We start from the raw sequence: 15,737 nt of genomic DNA, 5'->3' as shown, positions 1-15,737 counted from the left end.
AAGACAACGCTGAGGGTTATATCACTGGATAAAGGGGATTAGCGGATATATTCCTTGAGGATGCTGTTGCGGTTAGGGTGACGCAGTTTCCGCAGGGCTTTAGCTTCGATCTGACGGATGCGTTCCCGGGTGACGTTAAAGATTTGCCCAATCTCTTCTAGGGTCTTCATGCGGCCGTCGTCGAGGCCATAGCGTAGACGCAATACGTCTCGTTCCCGGGGGCTGAGGGTGTCAAGGACATTTTCCAGGTCTTCCCGGAGCAGATTTTTGGATACTTCATCCTCAGGGGTTTCGCCGTCGGCTTCGATGAAGTCCCCTAGGCGGGAGTCCTCTTCTTTCCCAATGGGGGTTTCGAGGGAGATGGGAAGTTGGGCGGATTTGGCGATGAAGCGTAATTTTTCGATGGTCATCTCCATTTTTTCGGCGATTTCTTCCTCGGTGGGTTTACGTCGCATTTCCTGGGAGAGGAGTTTGGTGGTTTTTTTGATGCGGGAGATGGTTTCGTAGAGGTGGACGGGGAGGCGGATGGTGCGAGATTGGTCGGCGATCGCCCGGGTGATGGCTTGGCGAATCCACCAGGTGGCATAGGTGGAGAATTTGTAACCTTTTTCGTGGTCAAATTTTTCGGCAGCTCGGATTAAACCTAGAGAACCTTCCTGAATTAGATCTTGGAATGATAGACCCCGATTCATATATTTTTTGGCAATGGACACTACTAGCCGCAGGTTAGACTGCACCATTTTGTCTTTGGCTCGGCGATCCAGAAAAAGACGACGACGGAAGGCGGCAAAATTTTTGTTGGGCTGTTGGCTCCATTCATTTTCCAGACTTAATTCGTTGTCTGGATTGGCGAGGTAACTATCTATATCTTTCTTTTTCGGCTCTTTTTTCTTGTCGCCTACTAACCGTTGTTTGGCGGTTTCCAACTTCCAGACCTGTTTACCCCATTCCAGTTCCGAGGGCTGGCGTTCTAGTTGAAGGGTGAGGTTGTCCCGAATTAGCTCGAGTTCGAGGAGGTCGGCAATTTGACGGGCTAGTTCAATTTCTTCTTCGGCCCTGAGCAGACGAATCCGGCCAATTTCCTGGAGATAGATACGGATTGAGTCTTCGGTGTAGGGTTTCTTTTTAACCGCGTCCTTACGAATTTTCCGGACTTTTTTTTCCTTCCCTTCTGTAGCGGCGACTTCCTGTTCTAAATCCTCTACGTCAATATCATCGTCGTCAATATCATCAGTGTTAATGTATTGACTTAGCTCTATTTCTTGCTCCAGTTCGGCGGATTCAGCTTTGGTGAGTGGCTCTTTCGTCTGGGTCATGCCGTTTTCCTCGTTAACTCCTAAGTCGTGTACAAAATTAGCTGGTCAGTCAAAGTTGAGGCCACCCCTAGGCGTTGCTAGATGATGTGCGCTCGGTCAGTCTATTGATTCGGGGTTCTCTAACTTCTTCGTTGGGGAAAAACAGAATGCAAGGATTCAGGCGTAAAAGTGTTAGAGAAGGCTAGTCAGCGGTAGAGCTTGATGAATCAGTGAAAAAAGACTTCATTGATTGTAGCCTCGATAACAAAAAAATGGGGCTTAATTGTGGTCTGACCACGACTTTTTTTCACATTGCTGGTGAGCGGGGACAGAAAGACTTAAAATTATTGCCGATGATTGACCTAACTGGGGTTGGAGCTTTTGACTCAACGGAATTTTCTGCGTGATAGTGGCTTTTTCAATCTTTTTTTGCAACTGGTGTGGGGAATTTTGCCTAGTCAAGCTTTCATTACTAATCATTACTAATTAGTGGACTAAGGGGACATCGATCGCCAAAAAGTTAACGGAATCGATGACGGCGATCGCCAGGGAACGGGGGCGCTCAAAGAGGGGGATTGCTCTTCATCGGCTAGAATACCTCAAAGAAAATCAAGTCTTTGAAATTATCTTTGGAGAACCTTTATCAATGTTTAATACTGCTCTGCTTTTAGCCCAGGCTAGTCCCACCACCGCTGGTTGGAGCCTTTCGGTGGGCATTATCATGTGCCTTTGTAATGTGTTTGCTTTTGTGATTGGCTACTTTGCCATCCAAAAAACCGGTAAGGGTAAGGACTTGGCTCTGCCCCAGTTGGCGTCGAAGAAAACCTTTGGCTTGCCGGAATTGCTGGCTACCATGAGTTTCGGCCACATTTTAGGAGCAGGCATGGTGTTGGGTCTAGCTAGTAGTGGCATTCTCTAGGAACCGACCAAGCATCAATATTTTGGATGGGGGTATTGACCATGGTGGCTTACCAGGGCTTTGCCAGAGTTGTTTCTAGAGTGTGATCACTTGCCATGGGTTACTGCCGTTTTTTACCAACTTGCCTTATCGGGGTTTTGCTTTCTTCCCTAATGGCGATTGCCCCTGCTAACGCTGGCAAGATCCAGTATTGTTATCCGGTGGAAAAAAGCCGGACTTTACGGGATCCCGGCAGTCATCCCCAAGCCTATGACGATGGCTATCGGGAAGGAGCAGCGGCGGCCAGGGACAAGAAACCCTTTGAACCCCGTTCCGCTGGGGGCGAATTTGCTAGGGGATTTGAGGATGGTTATTACGGCAGAACCTATGGTGGCCAAGAAAATGTAGTGCCCGATCGCACCGATACCTATACCACCAATCAATGTCGTACCTATGAGTACAACGATGGTGATTCAGTAGAGCAGACTTTAAAACGGGTTTTGGATGACTTCCAACGAGATTTGCGACGAGATTGGAATATTAATGTTAGATAAGCATTGGCAATTTGCAATTTTTAACCCCTAACTCTGTCTGGGTAAATGTCCCCAAGCTGGACTGAAACCGCTAATCTGGGAAGACAATCTTTTGGGAATTTGGGGATATGGGGGCAAATCAGTTCGATGTGGTGGTGGTGGGCTCCGGAGCGGCAGGCCTTTATGCCTGTCTTTGTTTGCCTGGTCATTACCGTGTGGCTCTGGTTACCAAGGCGGAACTGAAAACGGGGGCCAGTGATTGGGCCCAGGGAGGGATTGCGGCCGCTATTGCCCCGACGGATTCTCCCCAATCTCACTACGAAGATACCTTAGCTGCTGGAGCGGGTTTATGTGATGGGGAAGCGGTGGATTTCCTAGTGAATCATGCCCCCCAGGCGATCGCCGAGTTGGTGCAGTTCGGTGTTAGTTTTGATCGCCATGGGCAGCATCTGGCTTTAACGTTGGAGGCGGCCCATTCCCAACCGAGGGTACTCCATGCGGCGGACACTACGGGGCGGGCCATTGTTTCGACGTTGATGGGACAGGTGCAAGCTCGGCCCAATGTGGAAATTTTTTCCCAGGCGATCGCCCTGTCTTTAAATATTGAGCCAACAACGGGCCATTGTCGGGGCATTCAGGTTTTTGTCAATCAAACCATTGAAACTTTCCACTCCCGAGCGGTGTTATTGGCCACCGGGGGCGGCGGTCAAGTGTTTGCCCAAACTACCAATCCCAAAGTTAGTACTGGTGACGGCATTGCCCTCGCTTGGCGATCGGGGGCCCAGGTGCGGGATTTAGAATTCTTTCAATTTCATCCCACCGCTTTAACTAAACCGGGTGTGCCCCATTTTTTGATCAGTGAAGCAGTGCGGGGGGAAGGGGCCCATCTGCTCGATCGCCAGGGGAAAAGATTTGCTTTTGATTACCATCCCAGGGGAGAACTAGCTCCCAGGGACGTGGTTAGTCGGGCAATTTTCCAACATTTAGCCAATACAGAAAAAGATCCCACCCAAGCCACTGTTTTTTTGGATCTGAGTCCCATTGAGCCGGAGCGCATCCAAAGGCGTTTTCCCAATATTATTCGCCGTTGTTTGCACTGGGGGGTGGACATTTTTCGTGAACCAATTCCCGTTGCCCCAGCGGCCCATTATTGGATGGGGGGCATTACCACAGATATTAATTGTCAAACCACTATTCCAGGCTTGTATGCGTTGGGGGAAACCGCCAGCACTGGGGTCCATGGAGCCAATCGCCTGGCCAGTAATTCTCTGCTGGAATGCATTGTTTTTGCTAGTCAATTAAGAAATTTGAGCTTACCGCCCCTTGCCTCCAGTGACTCCAACGTTAATCAATCGATAAAGGAAATTCGACTAGACACCACCAATGACCTAGCCCTCCTAAACCATTGGCGCAGTGAATTACCTCGCTTGATGTGGCAAACCGCCGGCATTTGTCGCCAAGCTGAAACTCTCCAAATGGCGATCGCCAAATTGGAACAATGGCAAGAACAATGGCAGCAGCTCAGCAGCAGTAAGCTTTTAGCTCACCTACCAGAGGATCAAAAAATTAGCCTAAGTGGCCCAGGGCTGAATGAATTTATGCAGTTGTGGGCCGAAACCCATAATCTGCTGGATATAGCACAATTAATTTTGACTAGTGCCCTCTTTCGGGAGGAAAGCCGGGGGGGACATTATCGGTTAGATTGTCCTGATACCAAAAGAGAATGGCAAAGCCACACTGTCATTGAAGGAACGAGGGTTTTTCTCCAACCCAGCCAGAGTCAAGACTAATTTGACTTCAAAAAACGAAAAAACTAGCCCAAACGGGGAAAGTCCAACGGCGGCACATCTTGCCAGCGACCATTGCCCACTGCCCGGATTGCTTCTGCCAACTGAATGTCCCCGGTGTAAAGGGCTTTGCCGATGATGACTCCATTGACCCCCAGACTTTCCAAGCTAAGCAGATTCAACAGGTCTTCTACTTGGCTGACTCCCCCCGATGCAATCACTGGAATGGTTAACTGACTAGCTAATTGTCGCAGAGCATCTAAGTTGGGCCCCTGCATTGTGCCATCCCGGTGAATATCAGTGTAGATAATGGCCGCCGCTCCTAGCTTTTCCATGCGTTGGGCCAATTCCCCCGCTTCCACCGTAGAAGTTTCTAACCACCCCCTAGTGGCCACTTTGCCATTGCGGGCATCAATACCCACCACAATTTGCCCAGGAAATTCGGCACATAATTCCCCCACTAAGTCAGGATTTTCCACGGCGATCGTACCTAGAATAACTCGGCCCACCCCCAAATCCAGCAATTGTTTGACCCGGTTTCTATCCCTTAAGCCTCCGCCTACCTGTACAGGAATGGTTAGGGCTTCAACAATATTGGCGATCGCCGTTAGGTTAACTGGTTGTCCTTCCTTAGCTCCATCAAGATCGACTAAATGCAAACGACTAGCTCCCTGGGCTTGCCACTGGCGGGCTACTTCCACCGGATCTTCGTGGTACACCTGGGACTGGTCATAATCCCCTTGATAGAGGCGCACACACTTGCCACCTAGCAGATCGATCGCCGGTAAAATTTTCATGGTTTCAGTCTCCAGATTTGTTGCTATTGATTGCCGCTGACAAAATTTGCTTATTTAGGACGGTTTAACTAATCCTGAATATATTCTCCGCCCCCAGTTAGAGCTAATTCCGCCCGCATCAATTCCCGACCCAAGTAAGCAGCATGGTTGAGCATAGTCACTGGACAGGATTCCAACTCCTCAAAAATCTTCACGCACAACTCCTTGGCAGTGCGACCAGTTAAAGTCAAACTGGGTAGTCTTTTTCTCCCCCCTTGACAGGCAATCACTTCCCCCGTTTCCGGATCCACCGCCAAACCCTGGTCATTAATATCGTTACTGTAGTGCTCCACCTTCAACACTCCAGCTTCCCGCTCCACCATGACCAACCAATAACCTGCGGGGTCTAGGTCAATATGACGACGGGAAAGCTGATTATCAATGGATTTAACAGTGTCAATTAGGGCAAGCATAGACCAAAAGCTAGAATTTAACAGATGCAGAATTTGATCCTACAACACTTACAGGACAGAATAAGCAGACCGGCCTTTGCTATGATTAAAAGTTTGCAGAGCACCATTCAATCGCAGCAAGGAGATAGTTACATGGCTCGTATGTATTACGATCAGGATGCCAATCTTGACCTCTTAGCCGGAAAAACCGTGGCTATTATCGGCTATGGCTCCCAAGGTCACGCCCATGCGCTCAACCTCAAGGATAGTGGCGTTAACGTGGTCGTCGGGCTATACAGTGGCAGTAAATCCGTTGCCAAAGCAGAAGGAGCTGGGCTAAAAGTTTTATCTGTGGCTGAAGCAGCCAAAGCGGCGGATTTGATTATGATTCTCCTGCCCGATGAAGTGCAAAAAACCGTTTACGAAGCAGAAATCGCCCCTAACCTCGTGGCCGGAAACGTGCTGTTATTTGCCCACGGCTTCAACATTAACTTTGCCCAGATTGTTCCCCCCGCCGATGTGGACGTAGTTATGGCCGCTCCTAAGGGGCCTGGCCATCTGGTGCGTCGCACCTATGAACAAGGCCAGGGAGTACCGGCCTTATTTGCTGTGTACCAAGATGCTAGTGGCCAAGCTCGGGACTATGCTATGGCCTACGCTAAGGGCATTGGGGGGACCAGGGCCGGTATTTTAGAAACCACTTTCCGGGAAGAAACCGAAACCGATCTTTTTGGCGAACAGGTGGTGCTCTGTGGTGGTCTGACTGCTTTGATCAAAGCAGGATTCGATACCCTGGTGGAAGCTGGCTATCAGCCGGAATTGGCCTATTTTGAATGTCTCCACGAAGTTAAGTTAATTGTCGATTTGATTGTGGAAGGTGGCTTGGCGAAAATGCGAGACAGCATTTCCAATACCGCTGAATATGGCGATTTAACCCGGGGACCCCGCATTGTCACCGAAGAAACCAAGGCAGAAATGCGTCAAATTCTCGATGAAATCCAATCTGGTCAGTTTGCCCGGGAATTCGTGTTGGAAAATCAAGCTGGTAAACCTGGTTTCACCGCCATGCGTCGTCGGGAATCAGAAGAATTGATCGAAGAAGTGGGCAAAGACCTGCGGGCGATGTTCAGTTGGTTGAAAGACCGCTAATTACTTTTCTCTATCCTCAGCCCCGGGATTTTTGCCAACCTTGGCCTCGGGGTTTGACGTTAGGATATCAGTGATAGTCAAAAATTTTTAGCTGAGGTTAGCGAGCGATGGAACTCACCCTAAATAATGTGGAAACGGTATTGGATGAACTCCGTCCCTACCTGATGGCTGACGGCGGCAATGTGGAAGTAGTAGAATTAGACGGTCCCATTGTCAAAGTACGTTTGCAGGGCGCTTGTGGATCCTGTCCCAGTTCCACCATGACCCTAAAAATGGGTATTGAGCGCAAATTAAGGGAAATGATCCCAGAAATTGCTGAAGTTGAGCAAGTCCTCTGACAAAGGTTGGACAGTCATTGCCGGAGTTTATCCCTTCCCAACTTTTGATGACTAAGCTCCGTTTTCCTGAACCAACCAATGATTTAAGTTAACTAGTTTGGAGAGGGAGCACTTTTGTTAGCCATATTGGAGCAGAGGCTGGAGGTGGCACTGCTCCTTTTTGCCATCCCCCCAAAAAATGGTTTATAATCGGGGTGTATATCAAGGGGCCGCAATGGTTTCGACAGGTTGGCGAAAGCTTGCCCGTGATACAGGTCGAGAGTGAGTCTCCTCTCGCAAATCAAAGGCTCAAAAAAAAGTAACTGCGAATAACATCGTCAGCTTCAAACGGGTAGCCATAGCAGCCTAGTCTGTAAAAGCTACATTTTCTTGTCAAAGACCGTTTACTTCTTTTCTGACTCCGTTAAGGATTAGAGGTTAACCCCAACGGATGCTTTGTTTGGCTCTTCTCTAGTTAGCTAAACAATCAAGACTCAGACTAGAGCATCCCACCATCAGGGATAATCGATGGTCCCCGTCCTAGGGCTAGAAGGACTAAACCTGTGAATGAGCGGAAAGTTAATACCCAGTTTGGACAGCAGTTCAATTCTGCTCGGCTCCATTTATTTAAAGATTATTCGACCATACTTACAAGACCTTTACGGGGGCGCAGCGGACAGGAATGCCGATCGCCCCACTTATTTTTTTGGCCAAATTTTGTAGGGTCTGACCATCGACGCATTTGATTTGAGTCACAGGGCGATCGCCGTAGGGGGTGCCGGTATGGTTACCCCGGCCTTCCAATTCCCGCTGGAGGGGTTTGGGCCTGGTGGGCCTGTTGAGTTGCACTTCGGTGGGCTTAATTAGGGATAAAAGCTCCAAATAACGGTTCTCAGTTGTCTGGTCCCAGGGCTGCAGCACCATGGTTTGCACTGATAATTCCCCTGTAAACTCCTGCTGAAAGGTTTGAATACCAGTCAAAATTTGCTCCAACTCAATGCCGGCGATCGGTCGGTTAATTCTTTGTAACTGGTCTGGCCACAATCCGTCTAATTTGACAGAAATCTTGTCTGCTAAGGAGAGCTCTTCTCTTACCTGAGCATCATTTAACAAAGTCGCATTGGTGAGTACCAGGGTTAATTTCCCAGTCAACTTTTTAATGCCTTCGAGAATTTCCCCTAAATTTTTGGCTAACGTCGGCTCTCCGCTGCCGCTTAGGGTAATTACATCCACCTCCCAGGGGGCAAACTGGGCCAATTCTCGCAAAATGTCAGCGGTGGGAATGAAAATTTGGCGATCGCCGCTGAGGTGCTCAATTTCCCCCAGTTGACAATAAACGCAGTTAAAAGAACAGGTGGAAATAGCCCCGATGGGATCAATACCCAGGGAACGGCCATAGCGCCAGGAATTAACGGGGCCGTACACCGCCGGAAAAGTTGTGTTCATTGAAAAAAGTCAAAATTAGGCAACCAGTAACAGTACTTTACTCAATGGGATTAAGTCGTCGACTTACTTGGAAAATACCCATAGCTTTCTAGCCATGGTACACGATGGCAGTAGAAGCAAAAATTGCACAAAAAAGCCCCCGAAAATGGGGGCAGAAAACATTTGAGACAGTCAAATTTGGAATTAAGCAGCGGCTTGCCGTTCTTTGGCTTCTTTGATTACTTCCTCCGCAACGTTGGTGGGGCAGGGAGCGTAGTGGTCAAACACCATGGAGAATTGACCCCGACCGGAAGTCATGGTCCGCAAATCACCAATGTAGCCGAACATTTCGCTCAAAGGCACATCCGCTTTTACCCGCACTCCCATGGGGCCAGTTTCCTGGGATTTGATCATGCCCCGACGACGGTTCAAATCGCCGATTACATCCCCCATATGGTCTTCCGGGGTGAACACATCCACCGCCATAATCGGTTCCAAAATTTGGGGTTTGGCTTTGGGTAAGCTTTGACGGTAACCAGCTTTGGCCGCAATTTCAAAGGCGATCGCCGAAGAGTCTACAGGGTGGAAGCCACCGTCGGTGAGGGTAACTTTCAAGTCCACCACAGGATAGCCAGCCAAAACGCCTTTAACCACACTCTGGTCAAAACCTTTTTGTACTGCGGGCCAATATTCCCGGGGCACGTTACCACCGGTTACTTTGGACTCGAACTGGAAGCCAGAACCGGGTTCCCCAGGCTCCACGATGTAGTCAATTTTGGCATACTGACCAGAACCACCGGACTGCTTCTTGTGTACATAGGTATCCGATACCTGCTGGGTAATGGATTCCCGGTAGGCCACCTGGGGTTTACCCATTTCCACTTCTACACCATGGGTACGCTTGAGAATATCCATTTTGATATCCAAGTGCAATTCCCCCATCCCCTTAATGATGGTTTCACCGCTTTCTTCGTCGGTTTCCACTTGGAAGGAAGGATCTTCCTGCACCATTTTGCTCAGAGCCATACCCAATTTTTCGTCCATGCCTTTTTTCTTGGGCTTAATGGCAATGGAGATCACCGGGTCGGGGAAGACCATGGGTTCCAAAGTGGCCGGATTTTTGGGGTCACAGAGAGTGTGGCCCGTTTGCACATTTTTCATGCCCACGATCGCCACAATGTCCCCGGCTTGAGCGGACTCAATTTCTTCCCGGGAATCGGCGTGCATTTCCACCAAACGACCAATGCGTTCTGTTTTACCGGTGGCAGTATTGAGAATGGTGTCCCCTTTACTGAGGGTACCGGAGTAAATCCGGGTGAAGGTCAAAGCACCAAAGCGGTCGTCCATAATTTTGAACGCCAGGGCCCGCAGGGGGGCTTCTGGATCAACAATGGCGTAGTTGCCGGTTTCTTCCCCTTCTAAATCCACTTCCGGTTGAGGAGGTACTTCTTTGGGGTTGGGCAAGTAGTCCACCACCGCATCCAGCACCAGTTGTACCCCTTTGTTTTTAAAGGAGGAACCGCCATAGGTGGGGAAAAAGTCCAACTTACGGGTGCCGGTACGGATACAACGCTTGATGTCATCGATGCTGATTTCTTCCCCTTCCAGGTATTTTTCCATCAAATCATCGTCCTGTTCCACCGCTGTTTCGATCAGCATTTCCCGGTAGGTGGCCACATCGTCCACCATGTCAGCAGGAATGTCGGTGATTTCATATTTTTCCGGGTCGCCGGAGTCATCCCAGATATAGGCTTTTTCCGTGAGAATATCCACCACACCAACGAAATCATTTTCTGTCCCAATGGGCAGAGTCATCACCAAGGGTTTAGCCCCGAGCACCGTTTCCACCTGCTTAACTACCCGGTAAAAATCTGCCCCGGTACGGTCAAGTTTATTAATGTAAATCAAACGGGCGACTTTAGAATCGTTCGCATAGCGCCAGTTGGTTTCCGACTGAGGTTCCACACCGCCGGAGCCACAAAATACCCCAATGCCGCCATCCAACACTTTCAGGGAGCGGTAAACTTCAATAGTGAAGTCCACGTGGCCAGGGGTGTCGATAACATTGAGTTGATGATCTTTCCAAAAACAACTGGTGGCCGCCGATTGGATGGTGATACCCCGCTCCGCTTCCTGCTCCATGAAGTCCATGGTGGATTCGCCTTCGTGTACCTCGCCGAGTTTATGGATTCTCCCGGTTAACTTCAAAATCCGTTCGGTGGTGGTGGTTTTACCCGCATCTACGTGGGCGAAAATACCAATATTGCGGTAACGAGTGAGATCTTTTTCCATAGGAATTTACGTGTAAATTTTAGCCAACAGCAAACAGAGGGGCGGTTGGATGTATAGGTTATGGGGTCGTGTTGTTTGCCGGTCGGGGTTCTGGGCCTTAGCTAGACTTTATGCCACAACGACAGGCCAAAGGGGAGGCCTATTTAAAACAGCCACAATTGTAACAATTGTAAATTATATGTGCCCCAACAGAGTCCCCAGGCAGAGGAGGCGATCGCCGAGGGTGAACGAAAATGATGAACTGAAAGAGAGTTTTGTTTTCCGCCATCAAAAGCCCTCCCACTAACTACTTTTTAGCTGTCGGACTCACGTCATGGCTAATTACCAATCATCCTGGCGCTGGGGTCGGGGACTATCCCAATCGGCATAACGGGTATGGTAAACTTCCGGTTCAGGTAGGATGGCTTCGATGAATTCTTCCTCTAGGGGCGTTAAATCTCTCAGTTCTGGCAAGGGTTCTAGCTGTTCTGGGGTAGTATCTGGGCTTTCCTTGCCCCAAAAATCTTCCAGGGGTTCCACCACTTTGGCGATCGCCTGTTTAACAAAGGCTTGGATAAATTCATCTTTGCGACTGAGTTGGAATTGTTGTTCCACCACTTGGGCCACGCCGCCATCGCCCCAATCCTGATCCTGACGGAAATATTGAATAAAACTTTTACCAGCAATGCGGGTGAGGTAGGCCGCAGTGATGCCCTGAATTGCTTTACCAATGATATAGGTAGTGAGTTGCAACTGCATGGCTTGGGCCATCAACTCCACCGCCCCTTTGACAATGCCTAGTCCCACAAAGGTTTTACCCAGGGAAATGGCCAACTCCTTGCCCCGATCGCCGTCAATTTCACAGCCATAGACCCGACCGATCTCCACCACCATTTGGGCATTAATGGCCGTAGTGGCCAACAGATCAATCACTGGCAAGGGGGTCACGGCAATGGCTCCCGCCCCAATCCATTGGTAACGGTCAATAATTTTCATGGCTTCCCGTTGCCGTTGCTGTTCAATAATTTGCCGAGCCTCATCCCCCAGCCGTTGGGACTGCAACAGAATGTTATCCGCCATCAAATCGTCCCCATCACTGCGGAGCACGGACACTAAACGTTTCACCAAAGGCTCAATTTCCGGCTCTGGTCTCATCAGTAATCCCGGTTGAATGGCCACATCCTGGGGCCGAGCGGCGATCGCCAACACATCTTCCGGGGGAATAAAGGCTTTAACCCGTTGCCGGAGGGTTTGCAATAATACTTCCACCTCATCCGGGGGATACAGATCAGTCTTATTGAGAATGAGTAAAGACCGTTTACCAATTTTGGCCAATGCTTGCAGGGGTTCGTATTCCGACTGACGTAGGTCATTATCCACCACAAACAGTAGCAAATCCGCCTCCGTGGCCAATTGCCGAGCCGCTGTTTCCCGTTCCGTACCCCGCACCCCCGCCTCTAAAATGCCCGGTGTGTCCGTAATTTCCAAATCCCGGCTTACCCCATCCAAGTAAAGATAATATTTTTCCCCGGCGATCGTGGTGCCCATGGTGGGGGCTACTTCTCCCTGAATTTGGCCCAATAAAGCATTCACCAAAGAGGTTTTACCCGCCGATCCTGTGCCAAACACCACTAAATTTAAATTGCCTCGTTTTAACTGCGCCTCAATTAAACGGGTTTTTTCCAATAGCGCTTTTTGGGCCACCTGGTCTTGGATTTGTTGCATCTGCCGCCGCACTGCTTGTAAATTAGCCGCCGCCGTTTCGTTTTTTTGCTCAGGTAATTTTATGCGTCGCCGTTTTTTACCAGAACTATCCTTGGGCTGATTAGCCAGGTTGAAATAGTAAAAAAAAGTGGCAATCAACAGAGCTAGTACCGCAATAACTAGCAAAATGACAATATTGGCCAAAAAAGGGGAAGTCCAAGCCACCTGGGAATAAAGCCGCAGAATGGCATCAATGAGCCAAATCACCATCCCCAAAATGAAACTGACAGCGAGGACAATGGTTAGTAAACGGGGCAGGGGCATGGACAAACAGGGAATAATGCCAAGACGATGCTTGACTTTGAGCTTTGATCATAACAGTGGCAAAGTAGTGACAAAGAATTGATCAAACATAGCTCTGACCATTGATTTTGCCCAATAATGATGACCCCAGGATTGTGTTAGCGTTGGGAGCGAAAAGACCCCGCTGTGATCAGAGTCAGCCTTGGGTACTCTTAAAAATAGTTTTGTTGCAGTGATTAGGAAAAAGTTATGGAGCCGGTAACTGTGGGGCAAAAAGTGCTCAAACCAGCGGTGGGCTTGATTAATCAATTGCACTATCCCCAAAAGTTTGCTCTGATTAGTGTCTGTTTTTTGTTGCCCCTGGGTTTAGCCATTTTCTTGCTGCTGTCGGAAATTCAGGGTCAAATTCAGTTTGCCCAACTGGAGCAACAGGGTTTGGCTTACCTAGGGCCTCTGCAACAATTGCAACAAACAGTATTGGTGCAACCCCTAATTTCCCTGGGGCCTAACCATTGGCGATCTCCGGTTGATCAGTTGGCCCAAGTCCAGGAGCGATGGGGAAAAAAGTTAGCTACGGAAACGAATTATGGGGATTTAGAGCAAGTTTTATCCCAGGTTACAGATAGATCACAGGACACTTCAGAGCAAATTCTCCAGGCGATCGCCGTTCTGCGGACCCAGGTGGGTAATCAGTCCAATTTAATCCTGGATCCGGATTTGGATAGTTATTACTTGATGGAAGCGCTGTTGCTGAAACTGCCCCAACTGCAAACGGATTTAGCTCAACTAGGGACAATTATTACTGCCCACTCCGGCCCGGGGCTCTCTCCAGCAGAGGAATCCCAAGTGCTGGTGATTAAAGCCCAATTAGCCCAGTTAAAGACAAGTTTGGTCAAAAACCTGGGGGTTGCCTTTACCCACAATGCTCGCCAACAACTACAACCAAGGGTAATTAATAGCCTGAATGGTTTGACCACAGTCCTGGAAGAGTTGGAGCAGAGCCTAACCAAAGTAATCACCGGGCAAATAAAACTCAATGATGCCCAACTAAACCAGCAGAGCCAATGGGGTTTACTGAATAGTTTGCACTTTTGGCGGGTGCTCAGCCCCGAATTGGATCAACTATTATCCGAACGTATTCAACGATTCCAGCAACGGCAATGGCTCCTCAGCACCTTCGTTTTGGCCACCCTGGCGATCGCCGTTTATCTTTTTTGGGGCTTTTATGCCAGCGTCATGGCCACCATTGCTAGTTTGAGCAGTGCGGCGGAAAAAATGGTGGCGGGCAGTGAAACCAAAGCGGTGGAATTACAAACCCAGGACGAAATGGCAGAGGTGGTCCACGCCTTTAATACGGTGGCCGATGCCCTCTGTCGCTTGACGGAAAAATTGCAGGACGAAAATCTGCGGTTGGAAGCGGAAATTGACATTACCCGACAATTGCAACAGATGTTAATGCCTTCGGAACAGGAATTGGCGGCGGTGGCGGGGCTAGAAATTGCTGGTTTTATGGAATCGGCCACGGAGGTGGGGGGAGATTATTACGACGTTCTGCAAACCAATGGTCAAGTCAGAATTAGCATTGGCGACGTTACTGGCCACGACCTAGAAAGCAGTTTGGTGATGATCATGGCCCAAACGGCATTGCGGACTTTGTTAGAACACGGGGTAACGGATCCGGTCAAACTGTTGAGCGCCATGAACCGTACCATCTACGAAAATACTAGGCGCATGGGTTCTTCCAAGAATATGACTTTAAGCGTGTTGCAATATGAAGCGGGGCTGATTCGCCTCAGCGGCCAACATGAGGAAGTATTGATTATTCGCAGCAACGGAGCAACGGAACAGATTGATACCTTTGAGTTGGGCTTTCCCCTAGGTTTGGAACAAGATATTAGTGCCTTTGTGACGGAGCGGGAAATTACTTTAAACAGCGGTGATTTAGCGGTGCTCTATACCGATGGCATTACGGAAGCAATGAATAGCCAGAGGCAGTTTTACGGCATAGAAAGATTACAAACAGTGCTTTGCCAACATCGGCACCAGGCCCCGGCGGAAATTCGTCACCAGGCGATCGCCGATCTACGCAATTTTTTGGGCGACCAACCGGCGGAGGATGATGTCACCCTATTGATTCTCAAACAAAAGTAGTGCTGGGAAAGCTCAAGGTTATTGTTGGTTAATGTTTTTGTCTTAAAAAATCTTGCTAATTTTTGCTGTAGTAATGCTTTTCCCTAGCAATTAACCAAGCGGCGATCGCTCCACCGATGAAGCCAAATAAATGACCCTGCCAAGAAACCCCCGCCCGACCAGGCAATAGTCCCCAAAGGGCACTGCCGTAGAGAACTAGGACAACGATAGAAAGGACAATGGAAGCCAGGTTTTTTTGGAACCAACCTCGAAAGAGTAAAAATCCTAAGTAACCAAAAATCAGAATGCTAGCCCCAACGGTGACGGTGTTAGGGGGAGCGATCAACCAGACTCCCAGGCCGCCCACCACCATGGTGATAATGGTCACAATCCAAAAATCACTCACTTCCTGGAGCATCACCAACCAGGCAAGAACAACGAACGGGACGCTGTTGGCAATTAAATGACCAAAATCGGCATGGAGAAAGGGTGCAAAGACAATTCCCCTCAGACCTTCCAAGGAGCGGGGGTAAATGCCAAATTGATCCAAACTACCCCGAAAAACAAACGCATCTAAGATTTCCAGAAGCCAAAAAATGGCTAAAAAACTGACAATAATCGAGAACTGACTTTGCAGGGTGGCCCGCAGGGCAGTTTTGGAATTTTGGCTCATGGTGGTGACAAAGAGCGACGGCTG

Annotated in this window: 13 protein-coding genes and 1 other RNA gene; 7 read left to right on the top strand and 7 right to left on the bottom strand. The window is 49.1% G+C overall.

The features are described from left to right. Nucleotides 1-38: 38 nt before the first annotated feature. Nucleotides 39-1,316 carry an RNA polymerase sigma factor RpoD gene (gene rpoD / locus SYNPCCP_RS15415; RefSeq protein WP_010874154.1) on the bottom strand — a complete coding sequence of 426 codons (1,278 nt, stop codon included), beginning with the start codon at nt 1,314-1,316 and terminating at the stop codon, nt 39-41. 625 nt (nt 1,317-1,941) lie between these two features. On the opposite strand from rpoD, the gene psaK reads away from it, so the two are divergent. The 3 genes from psaK to nadB all read left to right on the top strand — a co-directional run bounded on the left by psaK (nt 1,942) and on the right by nadB (nt 4,516). Continuing rightward, nucleotides 1,942-2,214, top strand: coding sequence for a photosystem I reaction center subunit PsaK (gene psaK, locus SYNPCCP_RS15410; protein ID WP_014407161.1), 273 nt, complete (start codon nt 1,942-1,944; stop codon nt 2,212-2,214). Nucleotides 2,215-2,366: 152 nt separating this feature from the next. Next, entirely contained in the window at nt 2,367-2,747 is a 381-nt protein-coding gene (locus SYNPCCP_RS15405) for a hypothetical protein (RefSeq protein ID WP_020861945.1), read from the top strand. 107 nt (nt 2,748-2,854) lie between these two features. Continuing rightward, nucleotides 2,855-4,516 carry an L-aspartate oxidase gene (gene nadB / locus SYNPCCP_RS15400; protein ID WP_010874151.1) on the top strand — a complete coding sequence of 554 codons (1,662 nt, stop codon included), beginning with the start codon at nt 2,855-2,857 and terminating at the stop codon, nt 4,514-4,516. A 23-nt stretch (nt 4,517-4,539) separates the two neighbouring features. Here the strand turns inward: nadB and hisA are convergent, their stop codons facing one another. Together hisA and SYNPCCP_RS15390 are read right to left on the bottom strand one after the other, a co-directional pair. Continuing rightward, nucleotides 4,540-5,310, bottom strand: coding sequence for a 1-(5-phosphoribosyl)-5-[(5-phosphoribosylamino)methylideneamino]imidazole-4-carboxamide isomerase (gene hisA, locus SYNPCCP_RS15395; RefSeq protein ID WP_010874150.1), 771 nt, complete (start codon nt 5,308-5,310; stop codon nt 4,540-4,542). 68 nt (nt 5,311-5,378) lie between these two features. Further along, complete coding sequence (locus SYNPCCP_RS15390) at nt 5,379-5,762, bottom strand: DUF4346 domain-containing protein (protein WP_010874149.1); 384 nt, start codon at nt 5,760-5,762, stop codon at nt 5,379-5,381. Nucleotides 5,763-5,894: 132 nt separating this feature from the next. Here SYNPCCP_RS15390 and ilvC point away from each other — a divergent pair, with 132 nt between their 5' ends. The 3 genes from ilvC to ssrA all read left to right on the top strand — a co-directional run bounded on the left by ilvC (nt 5,895) and on the right by ssrA (nt 7,832). After that, on the top strand, nt 5,895-6,890 hold the full coding sequence (gene ilvC, locus SYNPCCP_RS15385; RefSeq protein WP_014407160.1) for a ketol-acid reductoisomerase: 996 nt from the start codon (nt 5,895-5,897) through the stop codon (nt 6,888-6,890). 107 nt (nt 6,891-6,997) lie between these two features. Next, complete coding sequence (locus tag SYNPCCP_RS15380) at nt 6,998-7,228, top strand: NifU family protein (RefSeq protein WP_010874147.1); 231 nt, start codon at nt 6,998-7,000, stop codon at nt 7,226-7,228. A gap of 205 nt (nt 7,229-7,433) precedes the next feature. After that, nucleotides 7,434-7,832, top strand: a transfer-messenger RNA (tmRNA) gene (gene ssrA, locus SYNPCCP_RS16610). Between the two features lie 23 nt (nt 7,833-7,855). Here the strand turns inward: ssrA and SYNPCCP_RS15375 are convergent. The 3 genes from SYNPCCP_RS15375 to SYNPCCP_RS15365 all read right to left on the bottom strand — a co-directional run bounded on the left by SYNPCCP_RS15375 (nt 7,856) and on the right by SYNPCCP_RS15365 (nt 12,931). After that, the gene (locus SYNPCCP_RS15375; protein ID WP_010874146.1) at nt 7,856-8,653 is read right to left on the bottom strand and encodes a radical SAM protein; all 798 of its coding nucleotides are present in this window, start codon (nt 8,651-8,653) and stop codon (nt 7,856-7,858) included. Between the two features lie 183 nt (nt 8,654-8,836). Then, a complete protein-coding gene (gene fusB, locus SYNPCCP_RS15370; protein WP_010874145.1) occupies nt 8,837-10,924 on the bottom strand; it encodes an elongation factor G variant FusB in 2,088 nt (695 codons plus the stop codon). Between the two features lie 321 nt (nt 10,925-11,245). Continuing rightward, complete coding sequence (locus tag SYNPCCP_RS15365) at nt 11,246-12,931, bottom strand: YcjF family protein (protein WP_010874144.1); 1,686 nt, start codon at nt 12,929-12,931, stop codon at nt 11,246-11,248. 228 nt (nt 12,932-13,159) lie between these two features. Here SYNPCCP_RS15365 and SYNPCCP_RS15360 point away from each other — a divergent pair, with 228 nt between their 5' ends. Beyond that, nucleotides 13,160-15,061: a PP2C family protein-serine/threonine phosphatase gene (locus SYNPCCP_RS15360; protein WP_010874143.1), complete on the top strand. Its 1,902-nt coding sequence runs from the start codon at nt 13,160-13,162 to the stop codon at nt 15,059-15,061. Between the two features lie 55 nt (nt 15,062-15,116). On the opposite strand, the gene SYNPCCP_RS15355 is transcribed toward SYNPCCP_RS15360, so the two are convergent. Next, nucleotides 15,117-15,713, bottom strand: a complete 597-nt coding sequence (locus SYNPCCP_RS15355; protein WP_010874142.1) for a rhomboid family intramembrane serine protease — start codon at nt 15,711-15,713, stop codon at nt 15,117-15,119. Nucleotides 15,714-15,737 lie beyond the last annotated feature (24 nt).

Source organism: Synechocystis sp. PCC 6803 substr. PCC-P (assembly GCF_000284455.1).
Lineage (GTDB): Bacteria > Cyanobacteriota > Cyanobacteriia > Cyanobacteriales > Microcystaceae > Synechocystis.
The sequence above is the reverse complement of the archived record's forward strand: the minus strand, read 5'-3'. Positions and strand labels throughout refer to the sequence as shown.